Raw genomic sequence first — 20,879 nt, 5'->3', positions numbered from 1 at the left:
CAAAACTTAAAGTGAACAAAATGAAAAAGATTGTAACAATATTAGCGCTCGGTCTTGCTTTTGCGACCTCTTGTAGCGACGATTTTCTAGATAAGGAACCAACGGACCAATTGGGCGCATCAACAGTTTTTGAAGATCAATCCTTAGCTCAGGCATTTTTAAATAATATTATAGGTCAACTGCCGGCAGGGCAATACAACAGCCCTGGGGGAGGATATGGAAACAACTACTTACTAGCTTCCATTTCAGATGAGGCCCGTTCCAAAAGTGGTTGGGTGCCTTCTAACTCTGTAGTCCGCGTAGGTTCTATGAACCCACTGGATTTAGGAGGATTGGATATTTGGGATGGGGCCTATACGGCCATTCGTCAAGTAAACGAATTTCTTATCGGTTTGGAAGCGTCGGATTTTGATGCGGAATACAAAGCTACCGCACAAGCTTCGGCAAAATATGTTAGGGCATGGTTTTATTTTGACTTAACAAGAAGGTACGGGGGTGTACCTCTATTAACGGAACCTCAAAGTTTGGATGATGAAGATTTGTTTCCGTCTAGAACACCAAGACCTGAAATTTATGAATTTGTAAATCAAGAACTGACTGCTGCAGCTGCGAGCTTGCCAAATAAATCCGAAGTTAAAGCAGGCCAGTTAACCAAGCAGGCAGCCATTGCCTTAAATGCAAGAGCCATGTTGTTCGCAGAACGATATGAGGACGCTTCGGCCTTGGCAAATTCATTGATCAGTGGTCCTGAAAATGACGGTTTAGAGCTGTATGGGGCAAATCCTGCGAGTATAGAAGAAGCTATTAAAAACTACGGTGATCTATTCTTGTCAACGGGAGGCAATGTAGAAACAGTTTACGAAATTTTATTCTTGCCACCAGAAAGATCTCACCAATTTGATCGTGGAAACTGGCCGGTACGCTGGAGAAATGATAACGGTGGACAGACCGATCCTACGCAGGAACTTGTAGATGATTTTGAAATGACCAACGGCCTGCCTGTAGAAGATGCGGGATCTGGTTATGACCCGAATAATCCGTATGTAAACAGAGACCCCAGGTTTTACGCCTCTATTTTTTATCATGGCTCCGAGTTTTCGGAGGTATCTCCATCACGTGGTGAACCTTTTATAGATATGGAATGGAACGGATTTAATGAAGGACCGGGAACCATACGTGACGGTAATGCTTCTATTACGGGTTATTTAGTAAAAAAATTCGTAGATCCATCTTTAGGATTCGCTCCTGAAGGAGTGAGTAAAACGGCTTGGCAAGAAATACGCTTTGCAGAGGTATTATTGATTTTTGCCGAAGCAGAAAATGAAGCCAATGGGCCTAGTGCAGCGGTAACCGAAGCTGTAAACAGAATTAGGAGAAGGGCTTTTATGCCTGAATTGCCAGCCGGACTTTCCAAGGAGGATATGCGTGAAAAAATCAGACAGGAAAGAAGGATAGAGTTGGTTTTTGAAAACCATAGGTGGTTTGATTTGATTCGTTGGGACGAAGCTTCTACCGTTTTGAATGCTACATACCATGGTATAAAAATTGAACGTAACGGTGTGCCGGCCTCTGGAGATTCTGGTCCACAGCATGTGTTTGACCCTGCGCAGCTTACGTTTACGGTTTTTGAAGATCCAGCTTTTAGCAATTCATTTCCGGACAGGTATATGTTGCAGCCTATACCGCAAGATGAAGTTGAGGCCAACAAAAATTTAGATCAGAACCCCGGATATTAATGAGGGTTAGATAGAATAGAAGTAAATTAAAGGAATTTGGCATGGGGAGTTTTCCCTATGTCAAATTTTTGAGGTTATCGGAAACGTATGAGAGATATGACATTTTACCCTAGTCTTTGGTTCAGTTTACTGAGCTTGTCTCTTCACGCCCAAGATTTTGAGGAAAAGTCAAAAGTTCTTGGAATAGAGCATTATATGTCGGATTCAAAGGCCATGGGAGGCGGCGTTGCTATTTTTGATTTTAATAATGATGGTTTGGAAGACATTTATCTTACGGGAGGAGATGAAAACGACCAACTTTATGAAAATCTGGGAAACGATACATTTCGTGAGGTGACCAAAGAAATGGGAATCACCCAATTTAGAAGTATAAAAACAATGGGCGTAGTGGCCGGAGATATAGATAATGACGGGTTTACCGATCTTTTTATTACTACGGCAGAAGGAGCACGTTGTTATCTTCTAAAAAATTTGGATGGCAAATCGTTCACCAACATTTCTCCATCAGCGGGTATAAATCAACAAGCTTGGAGTATGACGGCAACTATGGCAGATTATGATCTAGATGGTGATTTAGATATTTATGTGGGTAATTATGTGGCTTATGACGCCCTCCCTTTTGATCAAAATATTACTAGTCCATTAGTTGATTTTTTCTACGAGAATAATGGGGATGGTACTTTTTTACAGATTGATAATCCATTGGCACCCAATGAAACAGGGACAACCTTAGTTTCTTCTTTTTCGGATGTAGATCAAGATGGCGATCAAGACCTGTTCGTTCTAAATGATTTTGGAGATTTCTATGAACCCAATAAAATTTTGGTTAATAATTACCCAAACAAGGATTTTAGTAATATCTCCGATTCATCGGGTATGAACGCAGCTATGAATAGTATGGGGGTAGCTGTGGGCGATTTTAATGAAGACGGACATTTTGATTATTATGTAACCAATATCGGTCATAATAAACTGTATCAAAACCAAGGGTTACTATCCTATGTAGATGTGGCGAGAGATATAGAAGTGAGTGATGGAACCGGTGTTTGTTGGGGTACTGCCTTTTTAGATGTAAACAATGATGGACATTTAGATCTCTATGCTTCAAAAGGATCATTGTTAAATCTAAACGATACACAGAACAACCTGTTATATTTAGGTTTTGGAAGCGAAACAAGGTTTGAGGATATTTCGGATATACTCGTAACCGGTCAGCCAAACAAGGCTAGGGGTATGGCCTATGGAGATTTGAACAATGATGGTAAACTAGATATTGTTACAGCTAATATTCGCGTGAGCGATGAAAACCGTGGCAGCACAAAGGTTTATATGAATACAGGCAATGAACAGTCTAATTGGTTAAAAGCTAAGCTAGAAGGCACCGAGAATAATAGAAGTGGGTATGGTGCTTTGGTAAAAATTTATACAGATGGAAAAGAACAGATAAGAGAAGTCTCCGGAGGAAGTAGTTATTTGTCCGTTCATAGTTCTGTGGTTCACTTTGGTTTAGATCAAATTGAAACAATAGACAGTTTGGTGGTACAATGGCCAAAAGGGCTAAAACAAGAAGTATTCAAGAATTTGGAGGCTAATTCGGATTACTATATAAAAGAAGACGAAGGTGTTTTTAAACGAGTTTTTGAAACCATTCAGATTTGTGAAGGTGATGAAATTGTTATCGGTAGTGAAACGGTTAGCAATCCAGGTGTTTACAAAGAAATCATTAATGACGACAAAATTAACACCATCAAATTAACTAAATTAGTATTGAACCCTGCGGAAGCAGAAGATTGTTCGCAAGTAACGGTTCCATATGAAGAGAATTTGGAAGGGTTGGGAATGATAGTATATCCTAGTCCTTTTAATAACACCTTGCGCATAGTCTCCAAGGATGCATTTGAAGATGAGGTGCACGTTGTGTTGAGTGATGTTTTGGGGAATATAGTTAGTAATCAATATATAAATAGTAAATCCGCCAATGGTTCAATTACGCTTAGTGGGTACGAGAGTTTACCGGCCGGGGTTTACATGTTAAAAATCGTTAGTGGAAACACAACTTATCTTAGAAAAATTTTAAAATCATAAACATCAAAACAATTTTAAACTATTAAAATGAAGCATTTAAACGTAAGTAAACTAAGGACCTTTGGGTATAAAAGTGCACTGCTACTAATGGCATCAAGTCTTTTTGTAAGCTGTGAGGTCCAGAAAAAAGAAACCCTACCATGGACAGATCTTTTTGATGGAGAAACTTTTACCGGTTGGACTCAAAAAGGCGGAAAGGCCATTTATGAAATTAGGGATAATTCTATCGTTGGAACTACGGTTAGCAACACTCCAAACTCATTTATGACAACAGATAAAATGTACGATGATTTTATCTTGGAATTGGATTATAAAGTAGACCCGTCCATGAATTCTGGAATTCAAATCCGTAGTAATAGTTTTCCCTATTATATGAACGGTAGAATCCATGGGTATCAAATTGAGATTGACCCATCAGACCGGGCATGGAGTGCCGGTATTTACGATGAGGCGCGTAGGGGTTGGTTACATCCTTTAGATGATGACAATAAAAAGGCAAAACAGGCTTTTAAGCAAAATGACTGGAACCATTACCGGATTGAAGCTATTGGTGATACGTTAAAAACATGGATCAATGGGGTGCCTGCTTCCCATTTGATAGATACGCAGACAGATAGTGGTTTTATTGGTTTACAGGTTCATTCTATAGGAAAGGACAAAACTCCGGGAACCGAAATCGTTTGGAAGAATATCAAAATTATTACGGACGATGTTCAGAAATATGCTCAAAAGAGTCCGTTGCCAGCTATAAATATGGCCAACCAACTTACAAAAAATGAAAAGGACCAAGGTTGGGAATTACTTTGGGACGGAGAAACTACCGAAGGTTGGAGAGGTGCTAAGTTGGAAGGTTTCCCTGATAAGGGCTGGGAGATAAAAGATGGCATACTTACTGTGTTATCTTCAGGTGGAGAAGAGTCTGCTGCCGGAGGAGATATTGTTACCACTGAAGCTTATAGCGATTTTGAACTTAAAGTTGATTTTAAGTTGACGGAAGGGGCCAACAGCGGAATTAAGTACTATGTAGATACCGAATTAAATAAAGGTGCAGGTTCATCCATAGGATTGGAATACCAAATTTTAGACGATGAGAGACATCCGGATGCAAAAAAAGGAAACCATGATGGTAGCCGTACCGTTTCTTCGCTGTATGATTTAATTCAAGCAGACCCAAAGAAGCCGATCAAACCCATAGGGGAGTGGAACACAGCATATATTATATCCAAGGATAACCATGTAGAACACTATCTTAATGGAGCTAAAGTTTTGGAATATGAGCGTAAAAGCGATGCATACAGAAAATTGGTTTCGGAAAGTAAATACGCCAAGTGGCCCAATTTTGGAGAGTTGGACAAGGGTCAGATTTTATTGCAGGATCATGGCGATAGAGTTAGCTTTAAAAACATTCAAATAAAAACACCTAAAGAAGATAAGTAATGACTAGTAGAAGAAATTTTATAAAGAAAACCGCAACGGGTTCAATGGCTTTATCGTTTAGCGGACTTGTTTTACCTTCTATGGCCCATGCCAATATACTTGGTGCAAATGACCATATTAATTGTGCTATCATTGGTGTAAGAAGTAGAGCAAAAGCACATATTGCGGCCATTCATACTGATAAGAATGCTAAAATTATATATACCTGTGATGTAGATGATAATATTATAGCAGAGCATAATCTCTGGTGTAAAGAAAATATAGGTTACGTACCTAAAGTGGAAAAGGATTTTAGAAAAGTGTTAGAGGATAAAAAGGTAGATGCCGTATTTATTGCTACCCCGGAACATTGGCATGCCCCAATGGCCATAATGGCGCTACAGGCCGGTAAACACGTATATGTTGAAAAGCCTTGTAGCCATAACCCTTGGGAAAACGACCTGCTCGTAGAGGCCCAAAAAAAGTATGGTAAAAAAGTTCAAATGGGTAACCAACAGCGTTCGGCAAAATCTTCTGCTTTAGCTGTAAAAGAAATCAACGAAGGCATTATCGGAGATGTCTTTAAGGGTGAAGCCTATTATTCTAACAATCGTGGCTCTATTGGTGTAGGCAATAAAGTTCCTGTACCCTCAACGTTAGATTGGGATATGTGGCAAGGGCCCGCCGTTAGAGAAGATTATAGAGATAACATTCATCCTTACAACTGGCACTGGTTTAAAAATTGGGGTACTGGCGAAGTTCATAACAATGGTACTCATGAAATAGATATTTGTAGATGGGCTTTAGGAGTTGATTTACCGGATAGTGTAACTTCCTTCGGAGGGAAATATGCATATGATGACGATTGGGAATTTGTAGACAACCAACAGGTAACCTATAAGTTTGGTGATGATAAATTTATCACGTGGACAGGCCATAGTAGAGGAAAAATCCTTCCAAACCAACCAGGAAGGGGAATTACCATTTACGGAAGTAAAGGAATTATAACTTTAAGTAGGGGAGGCTACAAATTGTACGATTTAGGTGGAAACCAAATTAAGGATATAAAAGAAGGAGGGGATCAAAGCACAGGTACCAATACTCAAGGCGGTGGCAGTCTAGATGTGAACCATGTAGGTAATTTCTTTGCTGGAATCAGGGAAGATAAATCCCTCAATTCTGATATTAAAGATGCAAGTATCTCTACCATGCTTTGTCATCTGGGTAATATGGCACAAGATGCCGGAGAAACCCTTAAAATTGATAAGGCTACAGGTAAGGTCTTGAATAACGAAAAGGTTATGAAAGACTGGTGGAAACGTGAATACGCCCAAGGTTGGGAACCTAAGTTATAACTTCTCAATGTAGAGAAGAATACCGTAAGCAGTTTGTTTTTGTTTTTTTTAAGGTCCGTATGATTTATTTATGCGGACCTTTTTTGTTGGTTTGTTCTCAGGAAAAAAGAAAGGTTGTAGACTATGATAAGAAAAGCTCACCTTCTAATCACCTTTTGCTTATGAACAATTGCCCCCTCGCTATTCTTTATAGTTAGAATATATATCCCAGAGGAAAGCCCATGAGTGTTAATTTTATAGGAAATATTAAAGTCGATGTTTTCTGTATGGGCCAATTCCCCCCTCATATTAAAGAGTAGCACCGTACACGGGCCATGCAAATCTGTAGCAAGGTTTATTTCTTGTTCAAACGGAATAGGAAATGGAATGGTGTTAGCTTCGTTTTTCTCAGCCGAAGTTGGGTTACCAAAAAGAAGTTCCGCTTTGGCGAAAGCCTGTTTTCCTATTTGCTCTCCTATTAAGCGACCAGGAATATCGTCTATTGGGGGATGTATACCGCCCCATATTCTAGAAAGGCTCGTTTGGTCCGAAGCATCCCTATAGGTGGCCCATTGCAAGGTGAAATCTTCTGAAGGGCCATTTTCAAATACCAAAAATTGATTGGCCATAATGTCAAACGTTCCCATGCCACCAGGAAAAAAAGCATCTCCCGTTAATTGGGTCATTACTTCTGCGGCCGCTCTGGAAAAGGTAGAATGCCCGGATATATAACCTGCAAATGGAGGTGTAACAAAAGTACCGCGTTGGTAAGGCCACCAATGCGTACCTAAAATCCAACCCACACCTGCTACATCACTTACGGGATTGTTTATGAAATCGGGGCCTCGCCATGCCTTGATTTTAATTTCTCCCACAAACTCACCCATAGTGCCTGCCAAGGGGTCATCTTCTTTAATTAATTCAATTAAGTCTGGAATCAGCGGTATCCCCTGAGGATCAAAGCTAGGTAAGGAAGGATCACTACTTTGCCCTTTTCCTGACATATACCTAATTGCCGATATAGGTCTAACATAATCAAAATATCCTTTAATGCCCCAAGTAGCAATAGCCGAATCGTGCATGGCTCCACCAAGTGCCAAATAACATTTTACATCCCACTCAAGATTATTTAAAGTGGGACCTTCACCCTTAAGTTTTTTATCCGACAATGGATGGTCACTTACATAATTGAGTATGGTAAACCAATGTCCCGGTGGTGTTTCGGAGTCGGGGCCGTCTGCCCAGAATTCGGCAAGGACTCGCGTATAGTCCGATCGTTTTACAAACTGAGGGGAGTAGGGTTGGTTGGTGTGTGGGTTGAGGTCATGACCTTGACCGGTATCCCCTCCGTCCATAAGACTATAGAAATTTTTATAAGCTTCAAACGTAGTAGGGTAGGTGTCAATATCTACATTGCCCAAGCTGGCCGGAGAGATGTCTATTTGAGTGTCATCTTCTGGGTCTAGATGCGCAGACCAAGCGGCCACTAAAGTGAAATTCCATTTGTAAGGGTCGTCAATTCCGTTGCCCATGGAATTTTCTATTTGGGGAGGCTCTTGAGTATTGAAATATAAATGAGAATCAAAACCGTTGTTCTTAATTTGCATATCGGCCTCATTTAGTGCAAACGGCACTACGGCACCCCATTCGGGTCCTAGAAAATCCGGTATGGAAACTGGAACGGAATTTCCTGATTGATCAATAAAAAGGTCAAAAGACAGGGGCTGCCAGTGGTTTGGGTCAATATTGGTTATATCTTGATATTCTGCCAATACCAAGGGAGGGTTGGTAGGTTGGTATAGTTGATTACCATATTCAAACGTTTCGTTAGCTCCATCCTGTTCGCCAAACCTGATCATTTCATTACCCAAATAATTGCCCAGCGCAGCGTATGAACCGCTACTATAATCAGTAGAGGTAAATTGTGGGTCGTAGCCAAGGGACAGGAACAGGTTTTCTATGTTGGACAATGTTTCATTTGCACCGGGAGAAGTAGCAAAACGATGGGCTAATAACCTGAACAGTGCATAGCTCATAACTTCTTGCCTAGCTTGATCTATGGCTATTGGTTGTATAATTCCGTTAAATCTACAATTGTAACCGCCGTAAGTCTGGCCAAGGAATACGGTTTGGGCCGTATCATCAAACAATGCCCAGGCATCGTACATGAGTACGGAACTATGGTATAGATTACGTGCATGAACCGTGGGTCTGGCATAATCCACTCTAATAGCGTCTAAAAGAACGTCATTCCATTGTCTGGCAATAGAGTGTTGTGCATTGGCGGCACATGCAGCGCAAAAAAGGATTAAAAGCAGTATTTTTTTCATGTAACATTTTGTACGAAAAATACTTTCCGTAAACTTTACCTAGACAGCGTATTCAATGGTTTCCGCTACATCAAAGTAGTCAACATTTTCTTGGGTAACAATGTTTATGGGCGAGTTATATTTAGGTTTGGGCGTTTTGTTCAACAATAGATACTCACAAAGTATTTTTAATCCCATATAGCCTTGTTCAAAAGGATTTTGGTCAATGGCAAAATCAATGGCACCCTTTCTAATGTAATTAAGATTATCCAAATGTGTGTCAAACCCTACCGTACGAATATGCGTAATATTCTTCTTTTCAAAGTATTGGGCAACGGTAAAAACAGCACTGGAGGGAACAAAGATTCCGGAGATAGCTTCATCATTCTTAAGGGCTTCGGAAAGCGCGATTTCTACTTTTTTCGAATCAAAATCATCAATCAGAACTTTCTTTATATGATTCGTATTTGAATTGTTTTCAAAGTAATCATGAAACCCTTTAATCCTTGTTTCAATGGCCAAATGGCTGTCCACATTTTTTTGGGAAGTCAAAACAGCGATATGTCCAGATGATTTGGTGATTAAATCCATCATCTTACCACACAGATACCCACTGCGCTGTGCGTTTTGGCCAATGTAAGTTAGTTTGTTAGGCGTATCCAAATCAATATTTATAAAAATAAATGGAATGTCCTTGGCATTTAATTTTTCGGCAAAAGCAAGAGATGTGTTGTAAAAGAAAGGAGCAAAAACCACCCCGTTAGGGTTCAGGTCCAGAATTTTATCAAGAGCCTTTTCGTATGATTTTAAATCGTATTGATCAAAAAAGAAGCGGTGGGTTTCAACCCCATATTTTTTTATTTCCTTGGCGGCAGACTTCATACCCAAGTGTGGTCCGTGCCAGAATTGGTTTTTAGATACGACAGAGGGAATTAGAGTCGCAATTCTGTATTTTTTCTTGAAAGCCAGGGTGCTTGCCAATATATTTCTTTCAAAGTCATACTTGTCAAGTAATTTTTGAACCTTTTCCCTGGTTTTTGGAGAGACCCCTGGGCGTTTATGAATAACCCTGTCCACAGTACCGGTAGAAACTTTAGCTTCTTCGGCAATATCTTTAATTGTTTTCAATACAATAATTTATGAGTGTAGCAGCAATTAAGAGCTACCATGGTTAGTTGGTTGTAGTTGAATTATTTGTATGTCAAATATAAGGATAATTCTAGTCTTATAAAATTATAGGGTTTGTTTTTGTGTACGCACACGAAATAAGTTTGTTTGGACGGGTAATCAGAAAAGACTCGCCTAAACAGGCTGTTAATAGTAGCTGAAAAAGCGCAATAATCTAGTTAGGATTCGTAGAGATTGTGCCTAGTATTTTTAAGAGTCTGAATTTCTCGGGAGACACGAACAAGATTTTTACGGGCTCCTTTTCTATTTTGAGAAACTAACGTAGCAATGCGGTTTAAACGCGATTTTACACGAACCAGTTTAATATTGAATTCCCTGACTGCTTCAAATTTAGCTGAAGGGTATTTGGGAAAGTTGCTTTCAAAATTTCTTTTTAATTCCCTAACCTGTCTGTTTAAATTATTCAGGTTTCTTTTTAAGGCGTTCTTTGTAGTATTTGTTTTGATGGAACTTTTCTTCTTAGCTAATAATCTAGGCATATTCTTAGGAGATTGTTTTTTTCAAAATTAAAAAGCTCATACAGTTGTAGGTCATCCTATTGATAGAAATTTTATCTCTATTGCCAAAGACGTTTCAATAGGATGTTTTCGTCTGGATGTTTGCCCTTCCGTTTAAGTCAAAGAAAAGCCCGAAGCAAAATACTTCGGGCTTTTCCAATGGGGGAATAGATAAATTACTTAGCGTCTGCCGGTAATAAATCTTCGTCTTTGATATTTTCTTCAGGAATGGTTTCTAAAAACTCGTAGAGGTCCGCATCTGCGCTGGGGCCATAACCCGCAAGCAATGTACCTTTACCACCATCACTAGTTTCTATGACATACAACAATGACATATCTGAGGGATTGCTCATTCCTTCATAACGGTGCTCTTTTACGATAGTAATATCTTTTGCAGCGTATGCCTTATCTGTCTTAGTACTTCTCAATTCTCCCTTTACAAATCGGTATGAGTCGGTATACCCCAATTTCTCATAACTCTTTATATAGTCTGTTTCGTGCTTTGCATATTCATTAGTCATAATATTTTCTTTTTAAGGTTAAATTTAAGCGGGTATTTTTTCCGCTTTTTCTCTTCTGTTCCAGTTACGGTGTTTAGCAATAGCTTTAATGAACTCTTCTGGTTTGCCATTTATAAAAATGGCTTCATCACCTTCTATATCCGTAATGGCGGTATTCTTTAAGAAATCTTCGGCTTCGCCGCTTACCGCAATAGCTTTGCAGTGTTTATAACTTTCGTTTACGAACTTCGTAAATTTGGACTGTGCCGATAGCCCATCAATAGATGATTTGCCTCCAGGAATATAAATAGCATCAAATAGAACACTTTCCGTAGTCATAATTGCCGCATCAACTTGGTGCTCCATATCTTCATCACAAGTGACCGTACCTCCGTGCGGTGCAATTAATTTAATCATGGCGCCTTCTTTTTCCAGAGCATCTTTTACGGTCTTGAATTGGCTCATACTAAAACCATCGGCTACTAAAACCGCAATCTGCCGTGTGGCAATAGAACTGAAATTAGTGTTCGCCTGACTAAGTTTAGGGGATTCATCCAAATAGTTCTTCTTCTCCGATGGCTGTTGCGCCTCTACATCTGCATCTGCACCAATAGCCTGATTTATGGGTTCTTTGATGGAAGAAGGAACCTTCATACCTAGATTGCCCGCTACTTTTTTAGCAAGGTCAGAATCAATCTTATCAATCAAATAAAGCATTCGCTCCTTTATATGCTTGATGTCACATTTACCTAATTCAAAAGAGTAGGCGCTAATAACATGTTCTTTTTCCCAATCAGAAAGACTTCTATAAAAAAGAGCAGGTTGGGAGAAATGGTCATTAAAACTTTCGCTCCGAGTTCTAATTTTCTTGGCATCAATACGCTCTTGGTAGGATTCAAAACCACCTTCTTCAACAGATGACAGGTATGGACAACCACCACCAATTGAATTTGGGAAATAAGCAGTTCGTCCTTTTGGAATCTCGGTTTGCATATGACCGTCCCGTTGGTTGTTACGAGCTTCTACCACCGGTTTGTTAATTGGTATCTGGTGAAAATTATGTGTGCCCAATCTAGAGAGTTGGGTATCTCTATAGGAGAACAACCGGCCCTGTAGAAGAGGGTCATTTGTGAAATCTATACCTGGTACAATACTTCCTGGCATGAATGCAACCTGTTCTGTCTCTGCGAAGAAATTTTCCGGATTTCTATTCAAGACCATTTTACCTACTATTTTAACAGGTACCATTTCTTCAGGTATTAATTTGGTAGGGTCCAAGAGGTCAAAATCATATTTGTGTTCATCTTCCTCTGGAACTATTTGTAACCCTAATTCCCATTCGGGATATTCTCCAGCTTCAATGGCATTCCATAAATCTCTTCGGTGAAAATCCGAATCCGCGCCACTAATTTTAACGGCCTCGTCCCAAGTAACGGAGTGTACTCCTAATTTTGGTTTCCAATGAAATTTTACAAAATGGGCCTTACCTTCTCTATTTACAAGTCTAAATGTATGTATACCAAATCCTTCCATCATACGATAACTACGGGGTATGGCCCTATCGCTCATTACCCAAATATGGTTGTGAAGTGTTTCTGGTGTAAGTGAAACAAAGTCATAGAATGTATCATGGGCAGAGGCCGCTTGCGGAATTTCCTGATGTGGTTCAGGCTTGACCGAATGAATTAAATCAGGGAATTTCATGGCATCCTGTATAAAGAAGATGGGCATGTTGTTCCCAACCAAATCCCAAGTGCCTTCGTCTGTATAAAATTTTACGGCAAAGCCTCTTACATCCCTTGCCAAATCTGTAGAACCTTTTGATCCTGCAACGGTAGAAAACCGCACAAAAACAGGGGTTTTTCTAGATGTATCGGTAAAAATACCGGCTTTGGAATATTCCTCTATACTTTCATAGAGTTCAAAATAGCCATGTGCTCCGCTTCCTCGGGCATGAACAATTCGCTCTGGAATACGTTCGTGGTCAAAGTTGTGAATTTTTTCACGTAGCAGAAAATCCTCCAATAACGTAGCTCCTCGCGGCCCGGCTTTTAAAGAGTTGTTTGTATCGTTTACTTTGAGTCCTTGCCTAGTGGTTAAGGGCTTGCCCTCATAATCAACAGTAGATTTCTTTAGTTGCTCTTCTTTTTTTGTGCTTGTGTTTTTATCAGCTTTCATATAAAGTTCATTTTAAGGGATGTTCTTATGGGGTTCTTGTTGAGTTAAAGGATTATGGTAATGTTTAACATTGGAATGATCAGGTTTTCTAATTTTCTGTTAGCGCTCTTATGTGGGCTAACGCAAGAAGGTCTCCTTGGATTTTTGTGTAATGCTCTACCAATAGTATGGTTAACTTGTCCGGTAGGGCCATATCGATCATACACTCACAAATTTCCAAAGCCTTTCTGTGTAGCAAGTCTATATTAACATTGCTGCCTGTAGTAACAGCTAAATAATTCTTGCCGTATAATTGATTATGCCATGCGTAAAGTTCAGAGAGTTCAACGTTCTGTTCCTGTCTTATGGCAGTATGCCAAATGTCCAGAATGAAGTTGGACCGCTCAATAGCGCATTGCTCCATAAACATTCGCATAAGGGGCGTTTTGGATTTTACCGCACCTTCAATGCATCTCAGTTCGCTAATGACATACACCTTTAATAGTTGCTCAAGACATTCCATCCTTATAATTATTGATTTTCAAGCTAAAATTAGGGAAGAGGCCAAGAATTGATTGGCTGTAAAAAAATCATTATTAGTGCAAATGCTATCTGAAATTTCGATTTTATAAATAGCCTTATCATATAAAAGTATGAAGCTCAATGCTCCATTTTTTTGTGTTAACTATTAGTGCGATGTAATCGATCATGAAGGTGTACTTCCTATAACTTGCTGTAAATTTTAAAAATTCAATACAATGAAAATACAAGCATATTTAGCATTTGATGGAAATTGCCAAGAAGCACTTAATTTTTACGCAGACCTATTTGACGCCGAAATAAAAAACAGGCAGACCTATGCCGATAAAAAGATAGATGTACCCTCTTCTTACCGTGACCGTTTGCAACACGCCGAATTAAAAGGTAAAGGCATTCATTTTATGGCTTATGATGCCGCACCGGACACACCGCTAACAGAAGGAACAAAGATTCATTTGAGTATAGACCTTAAGGATAGGAAAGAAGCGGAAAGTCTATATGAGCAATTGTCTTCAGGAGGTCGAATACACCACGAACTAAGGGAGCGCGAATGGAACGCATTATTTGGACGCTTTACGGACCGTTTTGGTATTAATTGGATGATAAATTGCGATTTAAATTAGATTCAACTTGCAATTTGAAATAATAGGGAAGAGGTAGTATCAATTTTTTGAAAAACTAAATTTATGGAGGAGTGGTTTAAATTTTCATGGGAAGCGTTTGGCGCCATTTGTATCACGGCAGTAGGAATTTATATAGCCGTGATTTTAATGACACGAATATGTGGCAAGCGCAGTTTTTCTAAAATGTCGAGTTTTGATTTTGCAATGACCGTTGCCGTCGGGTCAATCATAGCTACAACAATACTATCCAAGTCTGTAAGTCTTACAGATGGCATTGTTGGTATTGTAACAGTTTATTTGTTGCAAATGGGAGCGGCTTTTGCCAGACGGAACGACACTGTTAAGAAGTTAATGGACAACACCCCATTACTACTTATGGACGGTGAAATTATTTTGGAAGAAAACCTTCGGAAAGGCCGTGTTGCAAAATCCGATTTAAGGGCCAAATTAAGAGAGGCCAATGTAACGGAGCTCTCCGAAGTTAAAGCAGTAATATTTGAAACCACCGGAGATATTTCCGTACTCCATAAGCAGCATGATAGGCCTGTAGAAGATTTCTTACTTAGCGATGTAGCAAGAAATTAGTACAGGTTCAATTAAAATTAAAGAAATAAGAAAGGCATTCCATATTGGAATGCCTTTCTTATTTCATATCAATTAAGTTCATTTTTCAATTGAAAGTGATCATGAAATTTTATTCCATAAAATAATTTTGAAGGAAGCTCATAAGATGAAGAGAGAATCATTGATTTTATGAGTTGAGATAATAAGTGTTTAACTAAAAGGAAAGGTTATGCAGGATTTTGAATACAAGTACACTATTAAGAACAGAATTACGGGAGAAACACTTTTTTCAGGGATAGATGATATTAGTCAAATAGGAAGTTTATCTCAGGATAGTTTCTTTCAATACATCGCTACAGAGGCAAAAATGAAACGTTTGGGCGAATGCAAACTTGAAAACGAAGATTACATATGTATCATAAGGTTTGGAAGCGGGCAAAAAGTGGCATAGAAAGTATAAAATTCATTGCGTCCAAACCTTATCCTTTTGCATTGATCAAAGGCTAAGGTTTGTTCTACATTTGAATGTACGCCAAACGGTAGGCGTTTAAGTTACCGGAAAAATAAAAGAGATATGAATAACGATATAAAAGAAATTGAAGATAGTATAAATGATATTATACAAAAGAACGAAGATGCCATTAAAGGGTATGAAAAAGCAGCTGAGAATTCAGAAGAAATAGGGCTTAAGAGTTATTTCCAGAATAAATCTATAGAACGTAGAAACTTTCTTGTAGAATTGAAAGCTGCGGCACCTGCCTTAAAAACTAGAGATGACATAGACGGAAGTGTTACCGGAGCTATGCATAGGGCTTGGATGGATGTTAAAACATTCTTTTCGGGCGATAGTGATGAGTCTATGTTGGAGGAAGCTATACGTGGTGACAAAGCCGCTATTGATGAGTATAATGAAGTATTGGGAGATACACATTTACCCCTTGAAGCCGCTGCGGTAATTAGAAAACAACGCGATTGGTTGATGGACGACCTTAAGACTATTAAAACGTTGGAAGACGTTAGATAGTTTTTATTTTGCGGAAAATTTAAAGCCCCTGAAAAGGGGCTTTTTTTATGCAAGTTACCTCGGATTTAAGGAGTTCTTCTGTTTTTCTTCAGGATATTGAATTCATTACTTTTAATAACATATCCTACACGGATCATGCTGTTGTACTGCTTGTAGTTAATTAGATTTTCTGTATGGCCGGCAAACCATTCCAGCATAATGTATTGATTGGATTTGTGTTTGAAAGGACGATAATGAAGCCGGGTCTGAATCATCCCCCTAGTGTCTAAATTTAACCCTTTTCTGACCTTTACCTCAAATATAAGTTTGTCAGGAATAAAATCATGGGATAGGCTCACTTCTCCCAGCCCTACGTAATCCAACAAGTCCGGATTTCCTGATTTATAGCCAAAAGGCAACCATCCTTTTACATGAAGGAGTGTTTTCTTGCCAATAAGAGTGGAATATTTCAGGCTAAGTCGGTTCCAACTTCTAGAAAAAATACTATCCCTACCATTAGACTCGTGCTCAAAAACAAGATTGGCCAGTCCTTTAATTCTATCATCGGAATCATAAAAAGCTTTACCAACACCTATGGTGGGGTTAAAATTGATTTCCTTAAAAGGATAGGAATCTTTGTAGATGTCCCAAAAAGCTTTTTGGCTGTAGGTTAAGTATAGATAGGTGTCCCACGGTAAAATACTACGGGTAATAATCTGTTTAAAACTAACTTGGTATTTGGCATTTGCGGTAGAGCTATTAATGGGTTTATTAGTGGGTACACCCGTAATAAAGTAATTGTCTTTGTGAATGGTAAACCATGGAATATGCTGCATGGTGTCGCGCATTTCTTCTCGGCTAAGAGCTTGCGCATTTAGATTGGCAGATAAAAAAAACGAGCCCAATAAAAGCCAAAGGGAGATTTTCAGTTTCATAGTGTGGTTTGTTAGAATGCAAAAATAACCTTATAAAACGGCTAGTTTTAGCGTTTTCAATACGAAACGTGACCGATATAACTGTTACGGCGTAACACTACTTAAAAGCGCTACCTCGGTATTTATAAAGATGCAATTAGTTCCTCCAGATTATCACTGCGTTGCAATCCCATTTTTTTGCGTAAACGATGTCTTGTGGTATGAACGGATTTGGTAGATATCCCCAATAATCTGGCCATGTCTTTACTGCTAAGGTTTAATTTGATCAAAGCACATATCTTTTGATCTGTTTGGCTAAGATTGGGATAGGCGTTATTGAGTTTTTCGTAAAAGTTCTTGTTAACATCTGTAAACCGTAGTTTAAACTCTTCCCAATTATTGGCGTTCCCTACAGATATTGATTTTAAGACCCTATTGATTTCAGAGACTTTTACATTACCGTTTTCGCCTTTTAATTCGGTTTTTAGCTTTTTTAGAAATTCATCTTTTTCAACTAGTTGTAGTGTAGATGCCGCCAACTCTTTGTTTTTGGTTTCCAAAAGCTGGTGGGCCTGTTCCATTTCAAGCGCTTTTGTTTTTTGCATCAACTGCTTCTCAACCTTGTGTTTGGAGCGAATATGTTTTACATAAACAAAGCCTATAATGATCACAAATATGAGCGAAGTACCCAAAATAATACGTTGAAGCAGTAAGATTTTATCCTGCTGTTCCAACTTTTCCATACGTTGCTGGCGTATAACCTCTTGTTGTCTTTGTTTTTCTACCCGGTATTCGTTTCTAATTTCCATTAGGGGAATATTGCTTTGACTTCTTCCATCAAAAAACCGGGCGTTCAATGTTTTTGCTTTGTCCAAGGATTGATATGCCGCTTTATAATCTCCTTTCAACTTATAATTTTCGGAAAGTTTTTCGTAGATAAATGGAGTGAAGTCAATATGACTCTGGTACTTGTCCGAAATGGCAATGGCTTTTTTATAATATTCCAAGGTCTTATCTATATTGTCTGTCCTCTTATGGACGACTGCCACGTAAGCGTAAATGAGAACCAAGTAAGAAGGTACATTATCTTTAAACCAGGGTTCTATGTCACTAAGCATTTGTAAAGCTTCATCATATTTTTTTTCCTCTCTTAGAACATAAGATTCTTCAAATTTTAAGAATGGTAGCGCAATTTTATCGGGTGTATCACCATAATGTGCATAGCAGCTATCCAAATACTTTTTTGCCATTTCAGGTTCATTAAGCCCTCTATAAGTATAAGCAAAGGTATAATAGTTCTGTGATAAGGAGGTTTTGGGCATGGTGCCTTTTTCTACCGCTTTTTTCATAATGTCAAGGGACATCTGCAAGTATTTAAGAGCTTCTTCCTTACGTTTATTATAACTGTACATAGCTCCAAGTCTGCGGTATATATGGGATTTAACCACAACATTTTCAGAATTGTCCGCTAGGCTAAGGGCGGTCCATACAGTTTCATAGGCTTGGGCATAGTGAGCTTGATGACTGTAGACATCCATCAATTTTAATAGTGTCCAAACGGACTTTAATGTATCTCCCTTCACTAAATTGGCCGAAACAACGGATTTTAAAGAATCTATTTGTTTTGTAGTATGCTGAGCGGAAAGCGTATCTGTATCTTCAATAGGGATGTTTAGAGGAATAGAAGAATCTTGGGCCCTGAGTTTTATCCCAAAGACAACGAGAAAACCAATAAGAATATAATAGCGCATTAGCTTTTTTGTATGAAACATATACCTCAAACTTTTAAATGTCCTTAACTATAATCATAAATACAATTTTCTTCAAGAATCATATCATAAATGCTCAAGATATAAAGAATGGGTAACATCAAGTGTAACTAATTTCTTCTATTTATCAAAATAATCAAGATATACTATCTAACTAGCGGTGCATTGGAAATATAATTTTTTAGACCTAAATAGTCTTGTAAAACTGGGTATATAAGTCTTTTAAAATAGAAGTTATACGATTATTTTAGTGGTATTTTGTTCAAATAGAACTTTACATAAACTCAACATAGCCTAAAGAAGACATTTGTGGTATTAAAAACACCCCATAAGTTCTAATTTTATAAAGAGAAAAACTTGCATAAGGTTGTATTCCTAATGTTGATGAAAATTTTGAAACTATGAGGACTTTGATTTTTGTATTGGTATGGATGATGGCTGTTAATTTTGTTGCTGCTCAGGAGAAAAGTTATGAGGCAGATTGGCAATCCCTGAAAAAGCATGAGACACCAGACTGGTTTAGGGATGCAAAATTTGGTATTTATTGCCATTGGGGACCCTATTCCGTGCCAGCTTATGAGAATGAATGGTATTCACATTGGATGTATACATCGCCCAATAACCCTGAACACAAACAGGGAAAACGGTTTTATGAGCATCATACACAAACCTATGGCCCCTTAAACGAGTTTGGGTACAAAGATTTTATTCCCATGTTCAAGGCAGAAAAGTTTAATGCAGCCCAGTGGGCGGATCTCTTTGAAAAAGCAGGAGCCAAGTTTGCGGGTCCTGTATCCGAACATGCCGATGGCTTTGCCATGTGGGATAGTAAACTCACCCGTTGGAATGCTAAAAATATGGGGCCTAAACGGGATATAATGGGAGAATTGGCAAAAGAAATAAGAAAGCGGGACATGAAATTTATTGCAACCTATCACCGCCAATGGTTGTTTGGTTGGTTTCCTACTTGGGATGAATCTACAGACGCATCAAATCCGGAATATGCAGATTTGTATGGTCCAAAATTAAAGAAAGGAGATTTTCAGTATCCGTTGAGCACAAAGGAAATAGACGAAGGTTCAGATAGATATTATCCCGTAGGTGATAAAAAGTTCAACGAAGAATGGTTGGCTAGGTTAAAAGAAATCATTGATAACTATAATCCAGATTTGGTGTGGTTCGATAATAAAATGGATGTTATTGATGAAGCGTACAGAAAAGAATTTCTTTCTTATTACTATAATTATGCAGAAAGGAACCATCAGGAAGTAGTTGCTACGTATAAATTTTATGATTTTGCAAAAGGTACCGCAGTGCTGGACGTTGAGCGGGCCAGAATGAGTGAAATGAAGGATTTTCCATGGTTAACTGATGATTCTATTGATTGGAAAGCTTGGAGCCATATAAGCAACCCGGATTACAAAAGTGCCAACCGAATCATAGACTTTTTAGTAGATGTAGTAAGTAAAAATGGTTGTTTGTTATTGAATATTACCCCCAAGGCGAACGGAGAAATACCTGGTCCGGTACAAGAACGTCTTTTGGAAATAGGAGAGTGGTTAAAGCATAATGGAGAGGCCATATATGGCACGCGTCCGTGGGAAGTATATGGGGAAGGGCCTGCAAAGGTAATTGAAGGTCATCTAAGTGAACGAAAGAACCCGGATAACACGGCCGATGATATTAGGTTTACAAAAAAGGGAGACACGCTGTACGCTATACAATTAGATTGGCCAAAAAATGGAAAGACGATTATAAGAACTTTGGGATGGGAGAAGAATCTTCTTAAAGGAGAAATTAAGTCTGTTGAATTATTAGGGTCTACGGAAAAACTAAAATTTAATAGAGAAAAAGACGGATTACACATTAATTTACCCAAAGAACCGAAAGGAAAACATGCTTATGTTTTTAAACTAACCTTCTAATCTGTATTGTTTTTATGTCCTTTGGAAATAAAATGCAATGGATTTTTAGATTGAAAGAGGCTTGCGGTTTCTTAATGTATGTTATTCAATTTTAGGTTTTAAAGAGGTCTCCTACAGATCATATGTTATACTCTAAACCATATGTTATACTCAAAGTAGCCATGTTAATTGGCTTATTTTTTCAATAGCTCTAGGGTAATATAGAGAATGGTTAAAGCCGATAGGAATTTAGCGAAAGTCCATAGTTTATAGGCTTCATTACTCATTTTTAATACGTATTTACCTCCTTTTTTTGTGGTTTACACCCCTTAATTTTAAC

The 20,879-nt window shown here is 38.5% G+C and carries 17 protein-coding genes; 9 read left to right on the top strand and 8 right to left on the bottom strand.

Annotation, left to right across the window (positions count from 1 at the left end):
• The first annotated feature begins 20 nt into the window (after positions 1-20).
• The 4 genes from SJY45_RS06815 to SJY45_RS06800 all read left to right on the top strand — a co-directional run bounded on the left by SJY45_RS06815 (position 21) and on the right by SJY45_RS06800 (position 6,592).
• Positions 21-1,736: a RagB/SusD family nutrient uptake outer membrane protein gene (locus tag SJY45_RS06815; RefSeq protein ID WP_400073764.1), complete on the top strand. Its 1,716-nt coding sequence runs from the start codon at positions 21-23 to the stop codon at positions 1,734-1,736.
• Between the two features lie 87 nt (positions 1,737-1,823).
• Complete coding sequence (locus tag SJY45_RS06810; RefSeq protein WP_400073763.1) at positions 1,824-3,821, top strand: FG-GAP-like repeat-containing protein; 1,998 nt, start codon at positions 1,824-1,826, stop codon at positions 3,819-3,821.
• 87 nt (positions 3,822-3,908) lie between these two features.
• A complete protein-coding gene (locus tag SJY45_RS06805; RefSeq protein WP_400074309.1) occupies positions 3,909-5,258 on the top strand; it encodes a DUF1080 domain-containing protein in 1,350 nt (449 codons plus the stop codon).
• Positions 5,258-6,592 carry a Gfo/Idh/MocA family protein gene (locus SJY45_RS06800; RefSeq protein WP_215439622.1) on the top strand — a complete coding sequence of 445 codons (1,335 nt, stop codon included), beginning with the start codon at positions 5,258-5,260 and terminating at the stop codon, positions 6,590-6,592. Before SJY45_RS06805 ends, SJY45_RS06800 begins: the two co-directional genes overlap by 1 nt.
• 137 nt (positions 6,593-6,729) lie before the next feature.
• Here SJY45_RS06800 and SJY45_RS06795 read toward each other — a convergent pair whose 3' ends face one another.
• The 6 genes from SJY45_RS06795 to SJY45_RS06770 all read right to left on the bottom strand — a co-directional run bounded on the left by SJY45_RS06795 (position 6,730) and on the right by SJY45_RS06770 (position 13,745).
• Complete coding sequence (locus tag SJY45_RS06795; protein WP_400073762.1) at positions 6,730-8,901, bottom strand: DUF6851 domain-containing protein; 2,172 nt, start codon at positions 8,899-8,901, stop codon at positions 6,730-6,732.
• A 39-nt stretch (positions 8,902-8,940) separates the two neighbouring features.
• Entirely contained in the window at positions 8,941-10,008 is a 1,068-nt protein-coding gene (locus tag SJY45_RS06790) for a substrate-binding domain-containing protein (RefSeq protein ID WP_400073761.1), read from the bottom strand.
• A gap of 218 nt (positions 10,009-10,226) precedes the next feature.
• A complete protein-coding gene (locus SJY45_RS06785; protein WP_215439628.1) occupies positions 10,227-10,547 on the bottom strand; it encodes a hypothetical protein in 321 nt (106 codons plus the stop codon).
• A gap of 194 nt (positions 10,548-10,741) precedes the next feature.
• Positions 10,742-11,086, bottom strand: a complete 345-nt coding sequence (locus SJY45_RS06780; RefSeq protein WP_215439630.1) for a hypothetical protein — start codon at positions 11,084-11,086, stop codon at positions 10,742-10,744.
• A 24-nt stretch (positions 11,087-11,110) separates the two neighbouring features.
• A complete protein-coding gene (locus SJY45_RS06775) occupies positions 11,111-13,243 on the bottom strand; it encodes a catalase (protein ID WP_400073760.1) in 2,133 nt (710 codons plus the stop codon).
• An 88-nt stretch (positions 13,244-13,331) separates the two neighbouring features.
• The gene (locus SJY45_RS06770) at positions 13,332-13,745 is read right to left on the bottom strand and encodes a hypothetical protein (RefSeq protein ID WP_215439634.1); all 414 of its coding nucleotides are present in this window, start codon (positions 13,743-13,745) and stop codon (positions 13,332-13,334) included.
• A gap of 235 nt (positions 13,746-13,980) precedes the next feature.
• Here SJY45_RS06770 and SJY45_RS06765 point away from each other — a divergent pair, with 235 nt between their 5' ends.
• The 4 genes from SJY45_RS06765 (at position 13,981) to SJY45_RS06750 (ending at position 15,973) form a co-directional block, all read left to right on the top strand.
• Positions 13,981-14,385 carry a VOC family protein gene (locus tag SJY45_RS06765; RefSeq protein ID WP_215439636.1) on the top strand — a complete coding sequence of 135 codons (405 nt, stop codon included), beginning with the start codon at positions 13,981-13,983 and terminating at the stop codon, positions 14,383-14,385.
• 63 nt (positions 14,386-14,448) lie between these two features.
• The gene (locus tag SJY45_RS06760) at positions 14,449-14,970 is read left to right on the top strand and encodes a DUF421 domain-containing protein (protein WP_215439637.1); all 522 of its coding nucleotides are present in this window, start codon (positions 14,449-14,451) and stop codon (positions 14,968-14,970) included.
• Positions 14,971-15,178: 208 nt separating this feature from the next.
• Positions 15,179-15,400 (top strand): hypothetical protein, encoded by a 222-nt coding sequence (locus tag SJY45_RS06755; RefSeq protein WP_400073759.1) that lies wholly within the window; start codon positions 15,179-15,181, stop codon positions 15,398-15,400.
• A gap of 123 nt (positions 15,401-15,523) precedes the next feature.
• Positions 15,524-15,973, top strand: a complete 450-nt coding sequence (locus SJY45_RS06750; protein WP_215439641.1) for a PA2169 family four-helix-bundle protein — start codon at positions 15,524-15,526, stop codon at positions 15,971-15,973.
• 65 nt (positions 15,974-16,038) lie between these two features.
• Here SJY45_RS06750 and SJY45_RS06745 read toward each other — a convergent pair whose 3' ends face one another.
• Both SJY45_RS06745 and SJY45_RS06740 read right to left on the bottom strand, forming a co-directional pair.
• On the bottom strand, positions 16,039-16,887 hold the full coding sequence (locus SJY45_RS06745) for a phospholipase A (protein WP_400073758.1): 849 nt from the start codon (positions 16,885-16,887) through the stop codon (positions 16,039-16,041).
• Positions 16,888-17,009: 122 nt separating this feature from the next.
• Positions 17,010-18,638, bottom strand: a complete 1,629-nt coding sequence (locus tag SJY45_RS06740; RefSeq protein ID WP_400073757.1) for a hypothetical protein — start codon at positions 18,636-18,638, stop codon at positions 17,010-17,012.
• Positions 18,639-19,036: 398 nt separating this feature from the next.
• Here SJY45_RS06740 and SJY45_RS06735 point away from each other — a divergent pair, with 398 nt between their 5' ends.
• Positions 19,037-20,560, top strand: coding sequence for an alpha-L-fucosidase (locus tag SJY45_RS06735; RefSeq protein ID WP_400073756.1), 1,524 nt, complete (start codon positions 19,037-19,039; stop codon positions 20,558-20,560).
• The last annotated feature ends 319 nt before the right edge of the window (positions 20,561-20,879 follow it).

It is taken from the genome of Zobellia russellii (assembly GCF_044597075.1).
GTDB classification, from domain to species: domain Bacteria; phylum Bacteroidota; class Bacteroidia; order Flavobacteriales; family Flavobacteriaceae; genus Zobellia; species Zobellia russellii.
The sequence above is the reverse complement of the archived record's forward strand: the minus strand, read 5'-3'. Positions and strand labels throughout refer to the sequence as shown.

Excerpts from the sequence above, each read along its gene's own strand:
- SJY45_RS06815 (WP_400073764.1), top strand. The coding sequence starts at position 21 with ATGAAAAAGATTGTAACAATATTAGCGCTCGGTCTTGCTTTTGCGACC.
- SJY45_RS06810 (WP_400073763.1), top strand. The coding sequence starts at position 1,824 with ATGAGAGATATGACATTTTACCCTAGTCTTTGGTTCAGTTTACTGAGC.
- SJY45_RS06805 (WP_400074309.1), top strand. The coding sequence starts at position 3,909 with ATGGCATCAAGTCTTTTTGTAAGCTGTGAGGTCCAGAAAAAAGAAACC.
- SJY45_RS06800 (WP_215439622.1), top strand. The coding sequence starts at position 5,258 with ATGACTAGTAGAAGAAATTTTATAAAGAAAACCGCAACGGGTTCAATG.
- SJY45_RS06795 (WP_400073762.1), bottom strand. The coding sequence starts at position 8,901 with ATGAAAAAAATACTGCTTTTAATCCTTTTTTGCGCTGCATGTGCCGCC.
- SJY45_RS06785 (WP_215439628.1), bottom strand. The coding sequence starts at position 10,547 with ATGCCTAGATTATTAGCTAAGAAGAAAAGTTCCATCAAAACAAATACT.
- SJY45_RS06780 (WP_215439630.1), bottom strand. The coding sequence starts at position 11,086 with ATGACTAATGAATATGCAAAGCACGAAACAGACTATATAAAGAGTTAT.
- SJY45_RS06775 (WP_400073760.1), bottom strand. The coding sequence starts at position 13,243 with ATGAAAGCTGATAAAAACACAAGCACAAAAAAAGAAGAGCAACTAAAG.
- SJY45_RS06770 (WP_215439634.1), bottom strand. The coding sequence starts at position 13,745 with ATGGAATGTCTTGAGCAACTATTAAAGGTGTATGTCATTAGCGAACTG.
- SJY45_RS06765 (WP_215439636.1), top strand. The coding sequence starts at position 13,981 with ATGAAAATACAAGCATATTTAGCATTTGATGGAAATTGCCAAGAAGCA.
- SJY45_RS06760 (WP_215439637.1), top strand. The coding sequence starts at position 14,449 with ATGGAGGAGTGGTTTAAATTTTCATGGGAAGCGTTTGGCGCCATTTGT.
- SJY45_RS06755 (WP_400073759.1), top strand. The coding sequence starts at position 15,179 with ATGCAGGATTTTGAATACAAGTACACTATTAAGAACAGAATTACGGGA.
- SJY45_RS06750 (WP_215439641.1), top strand. The coding sequence starts at position 15,524 with ATGAATAACGATATAAAAGAAATTGAAGATAGTATAAATGATATTATA.
- SJY45_RS06745 (WP_400073758.1), bottom strand. The coding sequence starts at position 16,887 with ATGAAACTGAAAATCTCCCTTTGGCTTTTATTGGGCTCGTTTTTTTTA.
- SJY45_RS06740 (WP_400073757.1), bottom strand. The coding sequence starts at position 18,638 with ATGTTTCATACAAAAAAGCTAATGCGCTATTATATTCTTATTGGTTTT.
- SJY45_RS06735 (WP_400073756.1), top strand. The coding sequence starts at position 19,037 with ATGAGGACTTTGATTTTTGTATTGGTATGGATGATGGCTGTTAATTTT.